We start from the raw sequence: 19,242 nt of genomic DNA, 5'->3' as shown, positions 1-19,242 counted from the left end.
TCTTGTGCACACCAAAGTAATCAGGACAGCTACAAATGCGGGTCATCGACACACACGTTCACTATGGATTTTGGGACAAGTTGTTCACACGCGAAGCTGAGCGGGGGTTTCTCGAAGCTCTTTCGGATACCTGTGCAGACGCGGGAATTGAAAAGATTGCACTTCTGGCCAATCCCGGACGAGGAAATGACAAGCTTGCCCGCGCCCTTGAGGAAAGACCTGATCTTGTCATCGCGATGGGTCGGCTGGAACTCGACAGGGATCCGGTGTCACTGGTCGAAGATTTCTACCAGCGCGGGTTCCATGGCATCAAAATAATCGGTGTCTCGAAAAATTATGACGACCCTGACTATTATCCCTATTACGAGGCGGCGGTGGCGCGTGGTCTACGCATCCTGTTCCACACCGGCATTCAGGGAGGTCCGATCGATTATCTGGCGGGCGGCGCCGAAGACGAATGGAAGGCGATCCCCCAAGGCAAGGACGAAGAAGCACTGGTCGCGCGGCTTGGCAAGCAGATACGCCGCGAAAGGTACGGGTTTTCGAGCGCCCGCATGCAGCCGATCTATCTCGACACCATCGCGTTTTATTTTCCGGAACTTTTCATCATCGGGGCCCATCTGGGATGGCCGGACTACCGCACATCTTGCGCCGTCGCCCGGTGGCGGCCGCGGCTATATTTCGATATTTCGGGCGGTGATGTCGTTCATAACCACATTGTTGAGGGCGGCTATATCGGCAAGGAAATTGGCCCGAGAAAACTTCTTTACGGCTCCGACTGCGATCTCAAGCGCATGAAGCCGGATCTGCTGCGCTGGAAGGCGGCCTTTCAAAAAATGGGTCTTTCGGAAGACGAGCAGGACATGATTTTTTACCGCAACGCGGCCCATATTTTCGGGCTGGACGCGACATAATGGCAGCAGGGTCCAAACTCTGGAAGCGTGACACACAGGCCGCATGGCTATTTCTACTGCCGAGCCTCGTCCTGTTCACAATGTTCATCGCGATCCCGGTGATCGCGGCGTTCATGATCTCGTTTACAGAGTGGGACCTTTTCAATCCGATGAAGTTCGTCGGTTTCGGCAATTACACAGAATTGTTCAACGATGACATATTCAAGAAGGTCATGGGCAACACTGCCTATTTCGTGCTGGCGTCAGTCCCATTGCAAATGGCATTTGGACTGGCAATCGCGCTGGTGCTCAATCGAAATATCAAGGGCCAGACCTTCTTCCGGATCGCCTATTTCCTGCCAGTTGTGACGAGCACTGTGGCGGCGGCTCTGGTCTGGTCGTGGTTGTTCAACAGCAATTTCGGCATCATCAACGCTCTATTGCTATCGTTTGGCGTCACCGATCCGCCAAAATGGCTAGGGTCGACCAAGTGGGCCATGCCAGCGGTGATCGTGGTCTCCGTCTGGCAAAATGTAGGTTATGCAATGGTGTTGTTTCTGGCCGGCCTCCAAAACATCCGAACCGACATCTACGACGCAGCGGCACTTGACAGCGCCCGGGGCTGGAAACGCCTTTGGTTCATTACCCTTCCAATGCTGTCGCCCACCACATTCTTTGTTCTGATCATCTCGATCATCGGCAGTTTTCAGGTCTTTGAACTCGTATTCATCATGACCAAGGCCGGGCCGGCAAACGCGACCAACACGCTGGTGTATTACATCTACCAGAATGGTTTCCAATTTTATCAGATGGGCTACGCCAGTGCGGCGGCGATGGTTCTTTTCGCCATCGTACTTGTAGCGACGCTCATACAGTATCGTATGCAGGACCGATGGGTGCATTATGGCTAGGCACGCACGCAAGACACGGACCGACTGGGTACTGTTTGTTGTGCTGTTGGTTGGTACGTTCGCCACGTGCGGACCATTTGCCTGGATGCTGGCAACATCAATCAAGCCGGGGAACGAAGTCTTCGTTTTCCCACCGACACTGCTGACTGGCCAACCCCAGTTAAACAATTTTATGCGAATATTCGACACCATTCCATTTGGACGGTCCCTGGTCAATTCGCTGATCGTGTGCCTCTCGATAACGCTTGCCCAGCTGGTCGTATGTTCGATGGCCGCTTACGCGTTTGCATGTCTCACATTCCGGGGACGGGAAGCACTGTTCCTGGTCTATCTGGCAGCCCTGATGGTGCCATCACAGGTGACGCTCATTCCAAATTTTATTCTGGTGCGGAACCTGGGATGGATCGACACCTATCAGGGCATGATTTTGCCCTTCGCCTTCTCCAGTTTCGGTACGTTCCTTTTGCGACAATATTTCATGACAATCCCGCGCGAACTGCTCGAGGCGGCTCGGCTCGACGGGTGCAAGCACTGGCGGATCTACCTCTGGATTGTGCTACCGCTGTCCCGCCCTGCACTTGGTGCGCTCGCTATTTTCGCCTTCGTCTCGCAATGGAACAATTTCCTGTGGCCGTTGATCGTGACGACCCGGCCCGAAATGCAAACCGTGACTGTCGCGCTAAGCACGTTGCAAGGGCAATATAACACCGACTGGCCACTGTTGATGACCGGCAGCGTCCTGGCTGTTGCGCCGGTTCTGATCGTGTTCATCCTCGGCAATCGTGCCTTTATCGCCGGCCTCACCGGCGGCGGTTTCGGCGGACGCTAGACAAGATCGGGAGGCTCATGTGTCGATCATCAAACTCGAAAATGCTCGCAAATCCTATGGCGAACTGGAAGTTTTGCATGGTGCGAACCTCAGTGTTGACGATGGCGAATTCTGCGTTTTCGTCGGCCCGTCCGGCTGTGGCAAATCTACTCTGCTACGCATGATCGCCGGGCTTGAGGAAATCAGCGATGGCAATATCTCCATCGATGGCAGTGTCGTGAACGATGTCGACCCGGCCGAACGCGGTGTGGCCATGGTGTTCCAGTCCTACGCCCTTTATCCGCATATGTCGGTAGAACAGAACATGGGGTTTGGGCTACGTATGACGGGGGTCCCCAAACCAGATATTGTCAGGCGCGTCCACGAGGCCGCCGAGATTCTGCAGATCGAAGAATTACTTGCGCGCAGACCCGCCCAACTGTCTGGCGGGCAGCGACAACGCGTTGCAATTGGTCGTGCGATCGTGCGCAATCCCAAGGTCTTCCTGTTCGATGAACCACTTTCCAATCTGGATGCCGAACTTCGCGTGCAGATGCGTGTTGAAATTGCCAAGCTCCATGAGCGTTTGGGCAACACGATGATCTACGTTACCCACGACCAGACCGAAGCCATGACCCTTGCCGACAAGATCGTCGTCATGCGCGCTGGACGTATCGAGCAAGTCGGTCGCCCGATTGATCTTTATAGCGATCCCAACAATATCTTCGTGGCAGGATTTTTGGGATCGCCTAAAATGAACATGCTGTCCGCCCAACTTGTCCGACGCAATGGCACGCTTCAGGCCGAGCTTGCCGGCGACATCAGCATGCCACTGCCTGAAATTAGCGAATTTTCCGGCAACGATCAGCAGATCACCATTGGCATTCGTCCTGAACACATGGAGCGACAGGAAGGCAATGCCACAACCATGGAATTGCCGGTCGATGTTGTTGAGGAGCTTGGCGGAACCCGGTACGTCTATGCCCGCGGCCCCTCCGGCGAACAGGTGATCGTTGAGCAGCGCGGCCAGCGCGACCCGGAAACTAAAACGGTCACCGCTCGCTTTCTCACGGACGACATCCGCGTCTTTGATGCCGATGGCAATCGCCTCCGCTAGGCGTATTTTCGATTTTTGCAACCCCGCCGGAGCGATTGCCATCGGTCAAGAATACTAGGCTACATGCCGTTCCCGTCAGCACCTGTGTCCCAGATTTGTGGTTGAGATTTAAGGAGGGTTTTGGTCTCGTCGCTATGACGAAGCAACCAAGATGACCATCAAATCCTCGAACACCAAAAAGCCCGCCAAGTAGGTGTTGGAGTCATTCGCCGTGCAACCCGACGGCACTTTTTGCAGCCGAAGACAAGATCCGGGGGTCTGCGCGGCGAAGACGGCATTGCCGAGCTGCGCTGCAAAGCACGGCATCGCGCAGGACCTTATTACACTTGGTCGAGGAGTTCCTGGAAACCGGCAAGTGGCACCTGGCAGGCGACTCTGCGCGCGTTGCCACCAGTGATGAGGTCAAGGATCTGGGCCCGGTGTGTTGAAGGAATGCGTTGCTGATCTGGGCTGGAAAACACCTGCTCAAAAAATGTCTGATCGCGGATGGGGAAGATATCAAATGAGGTATCCCGCATTTGAAAAACTCAAGATCATCAATCTCGTCGAGCAGTCGCACCTGCCTGCAAAACGCACGCTGGACCGGCTCCTCCCGCTACCGGGCCAAGTCGCGGCGGGGGATTTCGCCAGTGCTGTGGCCCCAGCGGACCTCGCAAGTAATGGTCCGCCGCAATGGCGGCGCGTTTGGGCTCTGCGCAATCACTTCGATCAACGCATCGCTGACCAATCCAGGTGGAGGCATGATAGTGGTGATGGAATTGCAATCCCAACGCGAGAGTTCCACCCCATCATGGCCGACAATGGCCAACTGTTCAGGCACCTGGATGCCGAGCCGGGTTGCTGCGTCCTTGACCCCCACTGCCATCAGATCGTTGGCGCAGACAATCACGTCGGGCCGCATATGGCGCAGCATCAGTATCGCTTCCCGAAATCCCGATTCATAAGTATAATCGCCCTGTCCGGCGCTGTCGATTGCCAGGTTGTAATCCTTGAGGGCAACGGCGAACCAGCCCTTGCGCTGGATATCGATATGGCTGGCGCTGCGCCCCGACAGATAGGCGAAATGCCGGTGCCCCTGTTCGACCAGATAGGTGGTGACTTCGCGGGATGCGGCCGCAGAGTCGATCCGCACCTCGGAAACCGCCCGGCCGTTAAGCGGCTCACACGATGCAATGATCGGCACGGCAGAACGAAAGATGTTGGTCACATCATCGATTGAAACCGCGTCAGAATAGAGCACCACATGGTCGACCTGATAGGTCGAAACGACACGCATGAGTTGGGCGCGATCTTCGTGGTCGGCACAGCACAGCAGCAGGGGGAGCCGTTCCATGGCCTGCAATCGGTGTATCAGTGGTGTGAGACCCTCGCCTTCAGCGGGGTTGGCGATAGTGTTGACTACCAGCGCAACCAGACGCGACTGGTTGCTGTGCAGTGAACGCGCCATGGCATTGGGGCGAAAGCCATGCTCGTCGGCGAGAGTCAGGATGCGCTCACGGGTTTGCGCCTTGATGCGCGAGCCTTGCGCAAACGCGCGCGACACTGTTGCCGTGGACACACCGGCAAGCTTTGCCAGTTCAACCGATGTGAGCCCCTTGCGCCGCATGCCAGTACCTCCTTGCGCCCCGATCAGCGCGCGTCCTCTATCCCAATTGCCTCGCCATCGCGAGACGCAGAAAGTTTGATGGCATCCCAAAGCCGGGCAAACCGCAGCCCATTGGCGACAGTGGAGGGATTGGGCATTTGGCCGTCCCGCACTGCCCGGAAAGTGTGCATCGGGGTATCGGTAATTTCGCTCTCTTCGCGCGGTTCGGAAACGCCATCAACCATGATTTCGCGCCATTTCCCCCAAGCATCGATGCGCACGATGGCCCTCGAATAAAAGAAGGTGATCGCCGAAGCGCATCCTGGAGGGCCTTCGCCCGCAGCGTTGAAGGTTACCAGGGCACCATTGGCGAGGCGCGCTGCCACCGCGCTGGCAAGGTCCACCCTGAGCCCACGATTGCTGGTGAACGCCGAGAGGCGCACGAACTCGCTATCGGCCAGCACGCAGACGGTGTTCATCATGTGGGCACCGGTATCGAACATGAAGCCGCCTCCGGAAATTTCTGGATCCTGCTTCCACTGGCCGGCATAATTCTTGGCCCAGCCTTCCCAGATCGAGGCGTTAACGCTTACCAGGTCTCCAAAGTCGCCGCGCCGCGCCCGCTCCTTGGTGTCGTGGACCAGGGGTGACAGCCCGCCTTGGAATGCGATAACGACAGTGCGGCCAGTGCGTTTTTCAGCTTCGACCAGTACCAGCGCCTCCTCGACGGTGGTGACCATTGGCTTTTCCAGCAGCAGGTCATAACCGGCCTCGATCACCGCCAACGCATTGGCGCCGTGAAATACGTGCGGGGTGGACACATAGACCGCGTCCATCTGGCCCGCCATGGCCCCCAGCATGCTTTCGGCATCCTGATATTCTATCGGCCGCGCCGCGCCCGCTGCCGCGCAGGCGTCGCCGAAGCGCTGCCGTGACACCGCGCTGACTTCCGCTGTAGCGACGATTTTGACCTCATCCATCGCCGCCCAGCCGCGCGCGTAGTCCGCCGCCTTGAGGCCGGCACCGATCACACCCAAACGCAAAACCATCTTGGTCTCCTCCAGTTTGCGGTAACGTGTACACGATGAAGAATTACGCCGTAAATGCTAAAACGATCTAAAAATGCCAATTCCTCACAAAATGGAAGAAATGTTCGATTCAATCTTGCTCTTGGAATGTAAACGTGTACATTTATGTTCGTGATATAAACAAATTGGCGGCACCAATGCTGCCACAGGGAGGAATGCCATGAAATTCGCCATGTTGCGCACAGGCTGCAGCCTTGCCATTCTCGCGCTCGCCATAGGCAGCGCCTCGGCTGCAACGATCCGGATTGCTGAACACCGCCAGGCGAGGATCGACGCCCTCAATGCTTCAATTCCTGCGATTGAAGCCAAGCTGGGCGTCGATATCGAAGTCGTCGAATATCCCGCCCCGGAAAAGGACTATTTTTCAAAACTGTTGACCGAGCTTGGCGCTGGCAATGCGCCCGACCTGTTCACCGCCAATAATGATGCGGACGTGCCAGATCTGGTTGCGGCGGGCTATGTCGCCGACATTACGGCGGCGGTGCAGAGTTGGGACGGCTATCCCGAGCTGCTCGATGTGGTCAAGCGGTTGTCGACGATGCCGGATGGCAAGATGTATCAGCTCGATTCCATGCTGAGCGTTAGTCAGATTTATTATCGCCGCGATGTCCTGGACGCCGCCGGCATTTCCACCGACCAGCCCAAGAGTTGGGCCGAACTGCTCGACCGTGTCCGTGAGATCAAGGCCAAGACCGGCAAATATGGCCTGCTGCTGCCCGCCGGCACGACTTGGGGCGGTGGTGCCTTCTATGAGGGCGTGATGCTGATGCTGGTCGGCACCTCGACGCCTCAGATTTTGAACGCCGACGGTACACTCGACCTCACCGGCGAGGGCATTGCCGATGTGCTGGATTTTTACAAGACCCTCATCGACGAAGATCTGATGCCGATTGATCCCCTGCTTGGGCCTGAGCCCTGGGTCATCCCCAAATACGAGATGTTTCCGGCGGGCGAATTAGTCGCCACGACCTGCGGCTCCTGGTGCTATATTTATGATTGGGGCCCGGAGAGCAAGAACCCGATTCCCGACGTGACCGACGCTGTCGGCACCTGGGCCGTCCCCAACGAGGATGGTAGCGGCTCCACGGTGACAGTGGGCGGCCAGAGCATCTGGATGGTCAACGCCAAAGGCGCCGATACCGAGATGGCGACCAAGGTGCTGCTCGAACTCTCTGCGGTGCAGCCAACGGTTGAATATGCCAAGCGCCTGGGCAATATCCCGGCACGGCGCGACGCGCTAGACAATGCTGATTTTCAGGCCCTGCCAGAACTCGTTCCGGTGTTGCAGAACGCCGAGAGCGGTACCTATCTGCAGTCTGGTGAGGGCTTCTCTGCTGTGTCAGAGGGTTTTGCCCGCGCCACCGAAGCACTGTTGCGCAAGGAAACCGACGCCGCTGGTGCCCAGCAGATCCTGATCGACTACACCAGGAATCTGCTTGGTGACGAGATGGTCAAGTAATCCTCCTCCCCAACTGGGAAGGCGCGTTTCGGCGCGCCTTCTTTTCTCTTGGTGACGGGTGACCCGCCATGGCCATGACATATGAAGCGCGCCTCGCCTGGCAAAACCGGCTGCTCTTGTTACCGGGGCTGGTGCTGCTGATCGCCTTCGTGCTTATTCCCGCCGGCACCGCCATCTGGCTCAGTCTCACCAATGAGGCGCTCAACGGAGCAGCTGCGCTCAATCCGCGTTTCGTCGGCGCGCGCAATTATGTCCGGCTGTTTACCGATGGCGGGTTCTGGAACTCGTTGTTCGTAACTTTTGTCTTCGTCATCGGCTCCTCTGTTATCGGCCAGTTTGTGCTGGGGCTATTCGCCGCCGTTGCGCTTAACCGGCCACTGGCGTTCCGGCAGGTGTTCATGGCTGCGATCCTGTTGCCCAACGCGGTACCCGAAGTGGTCGCCGGCTTCATCTGGATTTCCATGCTGGCGGGAGGCGAACATTCCACACTCAGCCAAGTGCTTGCCCCGCTCGGCGTGCCGAGTCAGCAATGGCTACAATCGGCGCCGCTCCTGATGATAATCGTCGTCAATACCTGGCGCGGTATCGCCTTCGCCATGATCCTGATGACCAGTGGCCTGGCCGCCATCCCCGCCGATGTTTATGAGGCGGCGCGCATGGACGGCGCCACGGCCCGGCAGATATTCTGGCGCATTACCCTGCCGCTGCTCCGGCCAACGATTTTTCTCTACATGCTAGTTTCCACGGTCGGCACCTTCGCCATTTTCGGGTTGATCTATACCCTGACGCGAGGTGGACCCGGTGGGGCGACCGAAATCATCGGCATCTATATCTACAACCAGTCCTTCACCGCCTATCAGCTCGGCTTCGGTTCGGCGGTTGCGGTGGTGATGCTGGCGATTTCCGCCCTGCTCGGCGCACTTTATGTGCGCATCCTGAAGGTCGAGGTATAGCCATGGTCATCCGCAAATTCTCCCGCGCGCAAGCCACCTCCTATGGCTTCCTGTTCTTGCTCACAATATTCTGTCTGTTGCCGTTCCTCTGGGTGTTCTTGGCCTCGGTCGATCCCAATGCACGCCAGTTCCTGCAACTGCCGCAGGGCCTGACGGAGACCCATTTCGTCAAGATATTCACCACCGAGAATGGCGGGCGCTGGTTCTTCAACTCACTGGTCGTGGTCGGCTGCGCCACGGCGGTGGTGGTGGTAGTGGGCGGGTTGGGCGGCTACGCGCTCAGCCGTACCAATGCGTGGTGGAAACGACCATTCCTCTACGCCATCATCCTGGTGCGGGTGCTGCCACCGACAGCGCTGATCGTGCCGCTCTACAAGGTGATGCTCACCGCCAACAATGTCATGCGCGGTTTTGTGCAGTCCATCGTGCCCGCCGACTGGGTACGGCCGACAATGCAGATCGTCGGCTTTGTCGATGGCTATCTCGGGCTGATCCTGGTGATGGCGGCGCTGCAATTGCCGTTGGCGCTATGGATCATCAAGACTTTTTTTGATCTGGTACCCAAGGATTATGAGGAGGCTGCCATCATGGATGGTGCCAACGTGTTCCAGCGCATCCGCCGCATCCTGGTGCCACTGGCGCTGCCGGGGCTAGGCGCCGCGGCGTTGCTGACCTTCATTGCAGCCTGGGGCGATTTCTTGATGCCGTTGACCTTTATTTCCTCAGCGGAGCTGCAATTGCTGCCGATCGGACTATTCCGCGCCTTCCTGCGGGTAAATGATGTCGATTATGGCTTTTTGTGCGCGTTGGCCCTGCTCTACACGCTGCCCGCCATCATCGCCTTCAGTTATTCACGGCGCTTCCTCGTACAGACCTTCGCAGGTGGGGTCAAAGGATAGATCATGGCCACCATTTCCCTTCGCAATGTCCGCAAGTCATTTGGCACCGTCGAGGTGGTCAAGGGGGTAAGCTTTGAAGTTGCCAACGGCGACTTTGCTGTGCTCGTTGGGCCATCCGGCTGCGGCAAGTCCACCCTGCTGCGCATGATTGCCGGCCTTGAGTCCATTACCGACGGCGATCTGCTGATCGACGGCAAGCGCATCAACGACGTGCCCCCGGACCAGCGCGGCATCGCCATGGTTTTCCAGAGCTACGCGCTTTATCCGCACATGACCGTGGCTGAAAATATCGGCTTCTCACTGGATCTCAAGAAAATCCCCAAGGCCGATATTGCTCGTGAAGTGGGGCGCGTCGCCGAGCTGCTGCAACTGTCGAGTCTGCTCGACCGCCGCCCAGCGGCGCTGTCCGGTGGCCAGCGTCAACGCGTCGCCATCGGTCGCGCTATCATCAAGCAGCCCCGCGTGATCCTGTTCGACGAGCCGCTGTCCAACCTCGACGCTTCACTGCGTGTGCAGATGCGGGCCGAGCTGCAAAAGCTGCATCAGGAACTCAAGCCCACCATCATCTACGTCACACACGATCAGGTCGAGGCCATGACCATGGCCAGCAAGATCGTGGTGCTGAATCAAGGCGAAGTGGCCCAGTGGAATGCCCCGATCGAATTGTACCGTCATCCGGAGAGCACGTTCGTCGCGACCTTTATCGGTTCGCCGCGCATGAACATCATCGCTGGCAGACTTGACGCGGGACCGCGCTTTGTCGGTACCGGCTGGTCGGCTCCGCTGCTGGGGCAAAACTTGGACGGTAGTGTCGGGCAACCCGTGTCCCTGGGTATTCGCCCCGAAGACATTCGCTTGGTCGACTCGTCCACCGATGCCGATTTCGACGCCACGGTGGTCATCGTCGAGCGGCTCGGCGCCGAAACCTATCTCAATGTTCAACAGGGCAGCGATTCCCTGCTGGTCCGTCTGGCTGGCGACATGGTCGCGCGGCCCGGCGACGTGGTCCACCTCAAAATGGACCACCAGGCCTTCCACCTGTTCGATACCCAAAACCGCGCCATTCCAGGCTGACTTACGGAGACCATCGATGACTATTCGCCTGACGATCTGGAACGAAGGTCGCCACGAAAAAAACGACCCGCCGGTCGCTGCGATCTATCCCGATGGGATGGATGGGGCGTTGGCCGCGGGCCTGACCGATCGTGATTTTACCATTGAACGCCGCTGCATCGATGATCCCGAACAAGGCTTGACCAAGGACCTGCTCGACCGCACCGACGTGCTGACCTGGTGGGGACATGTTGCCCATGACGAAGTCAAGGACGAGATCATCGACCGGGTGCAGCAGCGCATCTTGGCCGGTATGGGGCTGGTGGTGCTGCATTCGGGCCATCATTCCAAAATGTTCCGTCGCATGTTGGGTACCAATTGCAATCTGGCGTGGCGCGAGTTGCCCGAGGGGGATCTGGAGCGGGTGTGGGTAACCAATCCCAACCACCCGATCGCCGAAGGCCTGCCGCCGTTCTTTGAAATCCCGCAGTCCGAAATGTACGGCGAGCCCTTCGATATCCCGGCTGCCGACGAGATCGTCTTCATGAGCTGGTACAAGGGCGGCGAAGTGTTCCGCTCGGGGCTGACCTTCAATCGCGGTCTGGGCCGCATTTTCTATTTTTCCCCGGGGCATGAGACGTTCCCAATCTACCACAACCCGATGGTGCACAAGGTCATCGGCAATGGCATCGAATGGGCGATGCGCGCCCATACAGGCGCGCGGAAGCTTGACAACTGGCACCGCGCGGAACCGATTCACCGCTAGGATGGGTCTGGAAGTTCTTATTCTCCCATGGAGAGGTGAAAATCTCGCTCAGCTGTGACACATATTTTGATCGCGGCTGCACGAGGACAACCCAATGAGCATCACCCCCAAGCGTTTGCGCACCCTGCTTGGCGTTGACGAACCTGCCATATCGCTTGTCAAAACCAGCATCGAGGACCGTGGCGATCATATCCTTGAGCGCCTGACTTTCCGGCTGGAAGGCAAAGGCGAGGTGCGCGGTCTGTTAACCCGGCCGCGCACCAGCAGCGGGCTGTTGCCGGCTATTCTTTATGGTCATTCGCATGGCGGGCGCTACGATATCGGCGCCGATGAACTGCTGTGGGGCCGCGAATATCTGCTGCGTCCGCTCGGGCCGGTCCTTGCCGCGCAAGGCTATGTAACACTGTGCATTGACATGCCGATATTCGGCTTGCGCGCCACTGAGACTGAAAACGCAACGGCCAAACGACTGCTCTGGTACGGCAAGTCGCTGATCGGGGAAATGCTCTCCGATCACGCGGCGGCATTGACCTATCTCAGTTCACGCACCGACGTCGATCCGGCCCGCATTGGCGCCTTTGGCATGTCGATGGGCTGTACGCTTAGTTACTGGTTGGCTGCAATTGATTCCCGCATCGCGGCGCTGGCGCACCTCTGCTGCTATTGCGACTACGAAACGCTCGTCGCCTTGGGCGGCCAGGACGGGCACGGCATGTATCTCATGGTGCCGGGACTGCTCAACCAGACCTCGACCGGTGAAATCGCAGGACTGATCGCGCCGCGCCCGCAGCTCATTTGCGTGGGCGAGGCCGATGCGCTCACACCCCCGCTCGCCATTGATCGCGCATTTGCCGAGACGGCGGCGCTCTATGCGGCCAACGATGCGTCGGATCGGCTGGCGCTACTAATCGAATCGGGGATCAAGCACCAGGAAACGCCAGCCATGCGTGACGCAATGCTGACCTTTTTTCGCGCGTGGCTCTAGGCGCTCAATGATGCCAGGCTTTTGGCGAAATGCGCCCTTCTTTTTCGGACTGCGCTAACAGCTCCGCTATATTTGCCGCGGGCGGTCTCGATTTGGTACCGACACCAAGAGAAAACACTTCTTCATCTGCAGTTCTCTCTTTTGTTCGAGAATGGCGCGCCCTAAGAGATTCGAACTCCTGACCCCCAGATTCGTAGTCTGGTGCTCTATCCAGCTGAGCTAAGGGCGCGCGTGGCTGGGTTGCCCAAGCCAGTTCACGATTGGCGCCAATGTTGTAGGCGCTCTCAGCGTGAAGCGGGGCAACCCATACATGGGCAATGTCGCCATTGCAAGCGCCCTGGCACGTTAAAATCACAATGATCGAATTCTTATGGCAGTTTGAGCGAGGCGGGCAGGAAAATTTCAAACCGCGTGCCCTGCACCTGTTCGACAAGATTGAGCGTGCCGCCGTGGGCCTCGGTCAATTCGCGTGCGATAGCAAGACCCAGACCTGTACCACCGGAGCGCGCCGAACCTTCAAAAGCAACGAACAAATTATCGCGCGCGCGCGGCGGTAGTCCCGGGCCATTGTCGGTTATGGTAATGAACAGGCCGCTGTCATCGGGCCTGACTTCTGCCATCACGGCTGGGGAGGCGGTCTTGCCGGCGCTGGCTTCGAGCGCTTCGCGGGCGTTCTTGAACAAGTTGGTAAATATCCGTCCGAACTGATCGGCATCGATATTGAGCACCAGGGCTGCCGGGGTCTGGTTGGTAAAGGAAATGGTGGGGTGGCCGACAAGGCTTGCATCGAATGCGGCATCGTCGAGCAGGGTGCCGAGATTGGTTGGTGTGGGGTTTGGAGGCATAGCGCTTTCCCGGCCATAGTCGAGCACCGACTGGGCAAAGCCGATTGCCTTGTCGAGCGTTGTCACCAGTCGGGGCGCCAGTCTTTGCACCTTGGGGTCATCCAGCGTTGCCACCTGATCTGAAAGCAATTGGGCAGAGGTTAAGGTATTGCGCAGGTCATGATTGATCTTGGCAACCGCTAGCCCCAGATCTGCCAGGTGCCGCCGCTGCCGCAGCATGGAGAACAGGTCTGTTTCCATGGCGGCTAGTTCGCGCTCGGCAATGCCGATTTCATCGCGCCGGGTCGACGGCGAAATAATCAAGGTGGCATTTTCAGGGGCTTGGCGGAAGCCGATCAGGTTTTGGGTAACCCGCCTGATTGGGGCGATAAACAGCACGCTGACAACCCCGTAAAGCACCACGGCCGTAATAGCCGCGATAATGAAGGAGATGATGAAGAAATTGCGTGAATAGTCCAGCAGGTCGCGACGCAGTGGCCGCTCCGGCATCAAGAGCTCAACCAAGCTATCGCTCATGTCGCCATCGCCCACAATGCGCAGCGTGCGGCTGCCATCGCTGAGTAGTGTATTGATCGCCCCGGTCATCAGCGTGGCAAAATCGCGCCGGCGCATATCGGCAGCAACCACATTTTCAGGCGGTTTGGTGCCGTCCCTCTCGATCAGTTGGCTTTGGCCCTCCCGCCGATAGACAATCGCATCGGCTCCCGCCGATATCAGCAATCGATCAGTAAGCGCACTGGGCAGGGCCATGACATCAGGGACAGCATCAAGAACCCGCGCAGCAACCACACCCACGCGCAGTCTGTCTTCGAGCCAACTGGCGCGAAAATTGGCCATTGAGGGCAAAAAAATCACCACTTCCACGGTCAAAATCACCACAATGATTGTGGCCATCAGCTTGATTGAAAGCCCGGAAAGAAAATTTGGCATGGGGCGCGGTTTCATTGTCATTTCAAGCCATTATAGGCAGGATATGCGCCCTTGCGTAGCCCCACTTTTACGGCAGCGCCCGTTTGATTGCCATGATTGGCCTGATCCATCGGGCAAGCGGCCTGTCGCGACCATACTGCGTGCCCAATTGCTGCAGGATCTCGCTTAGCGTTGGATTGACGGGCGTCAGTTTCTCAAAATGGCGTGCGTTCAATCTTTGCGCTATCGCCATTGAAAACAGGGCAACCAACTCGCTCGCCTGCGGTCCTACAATGCTGGCACCAACAATGGACCCGTTTGGCGCACATACCATTTTGGCGACGCCATACGTCTGTCGGATGGCCAGCGCGCGGCGGTTATCGGAAAAGGCACACCGCACCAGACGATACCCTTTGCCGATCCGTTTTTTTGCCTCGGCTTCGGTCATGCCCACCTCGGCCAGTTCAGGGTCTGTATAGACGGTACGCGCCACTAACGGTGCCTGTTCAGCCGTCCTGCCCAACAGGGCCCGGTGTATGGCCATGGTTGCCTGATGCTCAATCTCGGGCAATTGCGCGTGTGCTCCCGCCGCATCGCCGATAGCAAAAATGCGAAAATTGCTGGTCCCACCAAATCTGTTGAGCCGCACCCGCTTTTGCAGCGCCCCGGTCGTGGCGACCCGTGCCAGCCCAAGATCAAGGCCTTCGATATTGGCATGACGACCCGCTGCCACCAACACGTGAGAAACATCGAGCGTTTGTTCGTCGCCCGCCTCATTGGTGATCCGGACGCCAATGCCCTGACTGCGTGCCTCGATCTGGCTGACGGTGCTATGCTCACGAATGTCAACGCCTTCCTCCCGCAACCCTCGCAAGGCGATGTCGACCAGTTCGCGATCATGAAAGCGCAGCACAGTGCTCTTTTCGATCAGGCTGACCGTACATCCGAGGCGACAAAATGCTTGAGCTAATTCCAGACCCGCAGGCCCGCCGCCGATGACCAGCAGGTGGGTCAATTTGCGGAAATTTGAAATAATCGTGTCGGTGGTAAAATAGTCAATATCACCAAGACCGGCTATTTCGGGGATGGCGGGCTTTGACCCCGTGGCGATGATGAAACGCTTGGCGCGAGATCAAGGCGTTCCCGGCCTGTACTGTGCGTTTGTCCACAAATCTTGCTTCGGCTGAAATCACGTCGATTCCATCGCTGGCAAGTTGTTCGGTGCCTTGAACGCGCAAAACCGCTTCGATAACCGAATTGACATGGGTCTGAATGCCACGGAAATTGAGCTTGGGTTCGTCGTTGGCGATGCCAAAGTCGCCCGACGTGCGCAGCATATGGGCGCGATTTGCTGCACCAATCAGGGCCTGTGCGGGTACGCTGCCAAGATTGATGTCGCCGCCGATCTTGCCTTCTTCCACAAGCACAACCGATGCCCCCAGGGCCCGTGCCTTGCGGGCTGCGGCCAGGCCGCCGGCGCCGCCGCCAATGATACAGATGTCGGGTTTGAGATATTCAGGCATGGTTGTGCAGTCTGGGGAAGGGTTTGGTTTTGACTGTTATGGGGCTGTCTACGCCATAAAACAACGTCGGGGCGGTAAAAGGCGCAACAAACTGGCTGGCATCACTAAACGGTGCACACCAAGCGTTGACTTGGCATGAGCTTTTTCATATACACCGGCCAACCCGCAATGCGTCCGAGTTTTCGCGATGCATAAAAGCGATTTTCTTGCGCAAGCAGAGCAAAAAGAGGAACCGTGCCGCGCGCGGTTTGATGTCATGAAACGTACATATCAGCCCAGCCAGCTCGTGCGTGCCCGTCGTCACGGTTTCCGTGCGCGTATGGCCACCAAGGACGGTCGTGCCATTTTGAACCGCCGTCGCCGCGACGGCCGCAAGAAACTTTCGGCTTAAGGCTTCCCGGCCGGATGGCGGCCTTGGCACCAGCCACGGGCGCTTTGCGCCGGTTGAAGCAGCGATCTCAGTTTGTCAAGGCTGCCCGGGGCAATCGCGCCGGGCGTCCTGCGTTTGGGATGCAGTCAGTTTCGGTGGATGATGAGGCACCGGGCGTGGGCTTCACCGTCACCAAGAAAACTGGCAATTCGCCTGAGCGTAACCGGATCAGGCGCCGTTTGCGCGCCGCCGTGACGATGTGTGCCAGTGACTTTGTAGCTGGCCACGATTATGTGCTGGTCGGGCGCCGGGAGGCGCTTAATGAGCCTTTCTCCCGTCTGGTCAGGGATGTTTCGCAGGCAATTGCTCGCGTTCACACGGCCAAACCCAATTCAGCCAGACCTGGCGCGACGCGTGCCAAAGGCGAGCGGAACAACAGATCATGACAGATAATCGCAACGTAATTCTGGCCATTGTCCTCAGCATCGCGGTGCTGTTTGGCTGGCAGTTTCTAGTGGCCGGGCCGCAAATGGAGCGAGCCCAGCAGCAGGCCAAGATCGCAGCCGAACAGCAGGTCGCAGCTGATGCCGCGCTTTCGGTGCCTGCGACAACTGCGGCCGCCGCGGCTACTGGTGAACCCGGCGCCGTTGCCCCCGTCACTGGCAATGAAACCTATCCTGACCGAGCAACGGCGATTGCTGCAACCCAGCGCGTTGCCATCGACACCCCCGACCTCAAAGGGTCGATCAATCTGCAGGGCGCCCGCCTTGATGATCTGGAACTGAAAAACTATACCGAAACGGTTGATCCAACTTCCCCGATCATTACGCTTTTGACCCCTGCCGGTGTGCCCAACGCCTATTTCATCGAGCAGGGATGGGTGCCAACCAATGGCACCAATGTGGCGGTGCCGACCAATACCACGCAATGGCAAGTGGAAAGCAGCAGCGTCACGCTGACCGAGGCAACCCCGGTTACGCTGCGCTATGACAATGGGGCTGGCCTTATTTTCCGCCGCACCTTCGCCGTTGATGCTTACTATCTGTTTACTGTCACCCAGACCGTTGAAAATTACGGCAGTGAGACGGTTTCCCTCTATCCTTACGCTCGTGTGGCGCGCCACGACACGCCTCACGTGCAAAATTTCTTTATTCAGCACGAAGGCCCTGCTGGCGTTCTTGGATCCAACAATCTGGTTTCCAAGAAATATTCGGATATGCAAAAGGATCGACAGGTCGACCTCGACAATACGACGGGTTGGCTGGGCTTTACCGATAAGTACTGGGCGACCGCCGTGCTCGCCAAGCCCGACGCGCCGATCAATGCGCGGTTCTCCTGGTCCAATCCTAGCGGTACCAAGGATATCTATCAGTCGAGTTATGTCGAAACCACGCCCGTAACCGTTGCCCCGGGGGCAATCGCCACCGATGAAAGCCATGTGTTTGCGGGCGCCAAGGAAGAAGCAGTCCTGTCCGCCTACAAGGATCAATATGGCTTTGATCGCATTGATTTGTTGATCGATTGGGGCTGGTTGCACTTCCTGACCTGGCCCATGTTCAAGGTTTTGACCTTCCTCTATTCGATCATCGGCAATTTCGGCGTCGCCGTGATGTGCGTGACCGTTCTGGTCAAGGCCCTATTTTTTCCACTGGCCAATCGCTCCTACGCGTCGATGGCCGCCATGCGCCGCGTTCAGCCGGAAATGAAGTCCTTGCAGGAGCGCTTCAAAGATGATCGCCCGGCCCAGCAACAGGCCATGATGGAGCTTTACAAGCGCGAAAAGATCAATCCACTTTCCGGCTGTTGGCCAATGCTGATCCAGATTCCGGTGTTCTATTCACTCTATACGGTGATCTTCATCAGCCTTGAGATGCGCCACGCACCGTTCTTTGGCTGGATTCAGGATTTGGCGGCGCCCGATCCCACCAACATTTTCACCCTGTTCGGCCTCATCGCATGGGATCCGACGGTATTGCCGGTAATCGGACACTTCCTGCATCTGGGTATTTGGCCGGTGATCATGGGCTTTACCATGTGGATCCAGATGAAACTCAATCCGCCGCCACCAGATCCAACCCAGGCCATGATCTTCTCGTTCATGCCCATTATCTTTACCTTCATGCTGGGCACGTTCCCCGCGGGTCTGGTGATCTACTGGGCATGGAACAATACGCTTTCGGTCACCCAGCAATGGTTCATCATGAAGCGCCACGGGGCCGAGGTGAATTTGTTCGGCAACATTGTCGACAGTTTCAAGCGCAAACCAAAAGCGGTTGAACCCAAGCCCTGATCGCCATTTAAGGCCAATCATGCTATTGCCCGCTGGAGCCCTCCGGCGGGCAGTGTTTTTCTGAGCGACCAATTTTCGCGCGACACTAGATCTGAGCCAACCAAGCAATGAGCCAATCCGTCATGACCAAGATCGACTATTCACCCGATGTGCTCGAGGCTGGCCGCCTGCTGTTCGCTCGCCCCTTCGCCTTCATCAAGGGGTGTGTGTCCATTGCCGATTTGCCGGAGCCCGATCGGCTCGAAATCGCTTTTGCCGGACGCTCCAATGTCGGTAAATCATCGCTGATCAACGCCTTGACGGGCACTTCGTCGCTGGCCCGCACCTCCAATACGCCGGGTCGCACCCAGGAGCTCAACATCTTCGAAAGCGAGACTGAGCCGCTGCGCATCGTCGATATGCCCGGCTATGGTTATGCCAAGGCACCCGAAGACAAGGTCCGCGCCTGGACCAAACTCATCCACCGCTATCTGACTGGCCGCGCCATTCTGCGCCGCGTCTATGTGCTGGTTGATGCACGCCATGGCCCCAAGGCAAACGACATGACAGTCATGAACGAGCTTGATAGCGCCGCTGTCAGCTACCAGATCGTTTTGACCAAGGCCGACAAGCTGCTGGCCCCCGAACTTGAAAAAGTGGTCGCTCAGACCAAGGCGATAGTTGCCAAACGCACGGCCGCTCACCCCCATATCATCATCACGTCGAGCCATAAGGGCGATGGATTGAGCGATTTGCGCACCGAAGTAGCACTGCTGCTGCAAAGCTGATCCGTTCCACGCTCCCGGGGC

The 19,242-nt window shown here is 57.8% G+C and carries 19 protein-coding genes, 1 tRNA gene and 1 pseudogene; 15 read left to right on the top strand and 6 right to left on the bottom strand.

The window, feature by feature from the left end:
* Positions 1-35: 35 nt before the first annotated feature.
* From PSQ90_RS05070 to PSQ90_RS05050, 5 genes and pseudogenes are all read left to right on the top strand, one after another.
* Positions 36-914 carry an amidohydrolase family protein gene (locus tag PSQ90_RS05070; RefSeq protein ID WP_282212335.1) on the top strand — a complete coding sequence of 293 codons (879 nt, stop codon included), beginning with the start codon at positions 36-38 and terminating at the stop codon, positions 912-914.
* Positions 914-1,804, top strand: coding sequence for a carbohydrate ABC transporter permease (locus tag PSQ90_RS05065; RefSeq protein ID WP_282212334.1), 891 nt, complete (start codon positions 914-916; stop codon positions 1,802-1,804). The genes PSQ90_RS05070 and PSQ90_RS05065 overlap by 1 nt, the downstream gene beginning before the upstream one ends.
* On the top strand, positions 1,797-2,633 hold the full coding sequence (locus PSQ90_RS05060; RefSeq protein WP_282212333.1) for a carbohydrate ABC transporter permease: 837 nt from the start codon (positions 1,797-1,799) through the stop codon (positions 2,631-2,633). Before PSQ90_RS05065 ends, PSQ90_RS05060 begins: the two co-directional genes overlap by 8 nt.
* Positions 2,634-2,652: 19 nt before the next feature.
* Complete coding sequence (locus PSQ90_RS05055; RefSeq protein ID WP_282212332.1) at positions 2,653-3,729, top strand: ABC transporter ATP-binding protein; 1,077 nt, start codon at positions 2,653-2,655, stop codon at positions 3,727-3,729.
* 151 nt (positions 3,730-3,880) lie between these two features.
* Positions 3,881-4,318, top strand: a pseudogene (locus tag PSQ90_RS05050) (IS3 family transposase); the annotation flags it as partial.
* Positions 4,319-4,324: 6 nt separating this feature from the next.
* Here PSQ90_RS05050 and PSQ90_RS05045 read toward each other — a convergent pair.
* Together PSQ90_RS05045 and PSQ90_RS05040 are read right to left on the bottom strand one after the other, a co-directional pair.
* On the bottom strand, positions 4,325-5,335 hold the full coding sequence (locus tag PSQ90_RS05045) for a LacI family DNA-binding transcriptional regulator (protein ID WP_282212331.1): 1,011 nt from the start codon (positions 5,333-5,335) through the stop codon (positions 4,325-4,327).
* 23 nt (positions 5,336-5,358) lie between these two features.
* On the bottom strand, positions 5,359-6,363 hold the full coding sequence (locus tag PSQ90_RS05040) for a Gfo/Idh/MocA family protein (RefSeq protein WP_282212330.1): 1,005 nt from the start codon (positions 6,361-6,363) through the stop codon (positions 5,359-5,361).
* Positions 6,364-6,562: 199 nt separating this feature from the next.
* Here PSQ90_RS05040 and PSQ90_RS05035 point away from each other — a divergent pair, with 199 nt between their 5' ends.
* The 6 genes from PSQ90_RS05035 (at position 6,563) to PSQ90_RS05010 (ending at position 12,517) form a co-directional block, all read left to right on the top strand.
* A complete protein-coding gene (locus PSQ90_RS05035) occupies positions 6,563-7,861 on the top strand; it encodes an ABC transporter substrate-binding protein (RefSeq protein ID WP_282212329.1) in 1,299 nt (432 codons plus the stop codon).
* 68 nt (positions 7,862-7,929) lie between these two features.
* Positions 7,930-8,814, top strand: a complete 885-nt coding sequence (locus PSQ90_RS05030) for a carbohydrate ABC transporter permease (protein WP_282212328.1) — start codon at positions 7,930-7,932, stop codon at positions 8,812-8,814.
* A 2-nt stretch (positions 8,815-8,816) separates the two neighbouring features.
* Positions 8,817-9,713 carry a carbohydrate ABC transporter permease gene (locus PSQ90_RS05025; RefSeq protein ID WP_282212327.1) on the top strand — a complete coding sequence of 299 codons (897 nt, stop codon included), beginning with the start codon at positions 8,817-8,819 and terminating at the stop codon, positions 9,711-9,713.
* Positions 9,714-9,716: 3 nt separating this feature from the next.
* The gene (locus tag PSQ90_RS05020) at positions 9,717-10,787 is read left to right on the top strand and encodes an ABC transporter ATP-binding protein (protein ID WP_282212326.1); all 1,071 of its coding nucleotides are present in this window, start codon (positions 9,717-9,719) and stop codon (positions 10,785-10,787) included.
* Between the two features lie 16 nt (positions 10,788-10,803).
* Positions 10,804-11,532 (top strand): ThuA domain-containing protein, encoded by a 729-nt coding sequence (locus PSQ90_RS05015; RefSeq protein ID WP_282212325.1) that lies wholly within the window; start codon positions 10,804-10,806, stop codon positions 11,530-11,532.
* A 94-nt stretch (positions 11,533-11,626) separates the two neighbouring features.
* Entirely contained in the window at positions 11,627-12,517 is an 891-nt protein-coding gene (locus PSQ90_RS05010; protein WP_282212324.1) for an alpha/beta hydrolase family protein, read from the top strand.
* A gap of 152 nt (positions 12,518-12,669) precedes the next feature.
* Here the strand turns inward: PSQ90_RS05010 and PSQ90_RS05005 are convergent.
* From PSQ90_RS05005 to PSQ90_RS04990, 4 genes are all read right to left on the bottom strand, one after another.
* Positions 12,670-12,746, bottom strand: a tRNA-Arg gene (locus PSQ90_RS05005).
* Between the two features lie 139 nt (positions 12,747-12,885).
* Positions 12,886-14,292 carry a sensor histidine kinase gene (locus PSQ90_RS05000; RefSeq protein WP_282212323.1) on the bottom strand — a complete coding sequence of 469 codons (1,407 nt, stop codon included), beginning with the start codon at positions 14,290-14,292 and terminating at the stop codon, positions 12,886-12,888.
* A 67-nt stretch (positions 14,293-14,359) separates the two neighbouring features.
* Complete coding sequence (locus PSQ90_RS04995; RefSeq protein WP_282212991.1) at positions 14,360-15,349, bottom strand: FAD-dependent oxidoreductase; 990 nt, start codon at positions 15,347-15,349, stop codon at positions 14,360-14,362.
* On the bottom strand, positions 15,333-15,794 hold the full coding sequence (locus tag PSQ90_RS04990) for an FAD-dependent oxidoreductase (RefSeq protein WP_282212322.1): 462 nt from the start codon (positions 15,792-15,794) through the stop codon (positions 15,333-15,335). The genes PSQ90_RS04995 and PSQ90_RS04990 overlap by 17 nt, the downstream gene beginning before the upstream one ends.
* Positions 15,795-16,050: 256 nt before the next feature.
* Between PSQ90_RS04990 and rpmH the strand changes: the two genes are divergently transcribed.
* The 4 genes from rpmH to yihA all read left to right on the top strand — a co-directional run bounded on the left by rpmH (position 16,051) and on the right by yihA (position 19,221).
* Entirely contained in the window at positions 16,051-16,185 is a 135-nt protein-coding gene (rpmH, locus tag PSQ90_RS04985) for a 50S ribosomal protein L34 (protein ID WP_282212321.1), read from the top strand.
* 23 nt (positions 16,186-16,208) lie between these two features.
* On the top strand, positions 16,209-16,610 hold the full coding sequence (gene rnpA, locus PSQ90_RS04980) for a ribonuclease P protein component (protein WP_282212320.1): 402 nt from the start codon (positions 16,209-16,211) through the stop codon (positions 16,608-16,610).
* Positions 16,607-18,454: a membrane protein insertase YidC gene (gene yidC, locus PSQ90_RS04975; protein WP_282212319.1), complete on the top strand. Its 1,848-nt coding sequence runs from the start codon at positions 16,607-16,609 to the stop codon at positions 18,452-18,454. Before rnpA ends, yidC begins: the two co-directional genes overlap by 4 nt.
* 107 nt (positions 18,455-18,561) lie before the next feature.
* Entirely contained in the window at positions 18,562-19,221 is a 660-nt protein-coding gene (yihA, locus tag PSQ90_RS04970; RefSeq protein WP_282212318.1) for a ribosome biogenesis GTP-binding protein YihA/YsxC, read from the top strand.
* Positions 19,222-19,242 lie beyond the last annotated feature (21 nt).

The organism is Devosia rhodophyticola (assembly GCF_028816475.1).
GTDB classification, from domain to species: domain Bacteria; phylum Pseudomonadota; class Alphaproteobacteria; order Rhizobiales; family Devosiaceae; genus Devosia; species Devosia rhodophyticola.
Note: the sequence above shows the minus strand (reverse complement) of the source record. Positions and strands in the feature narration are given on the sequence as shown.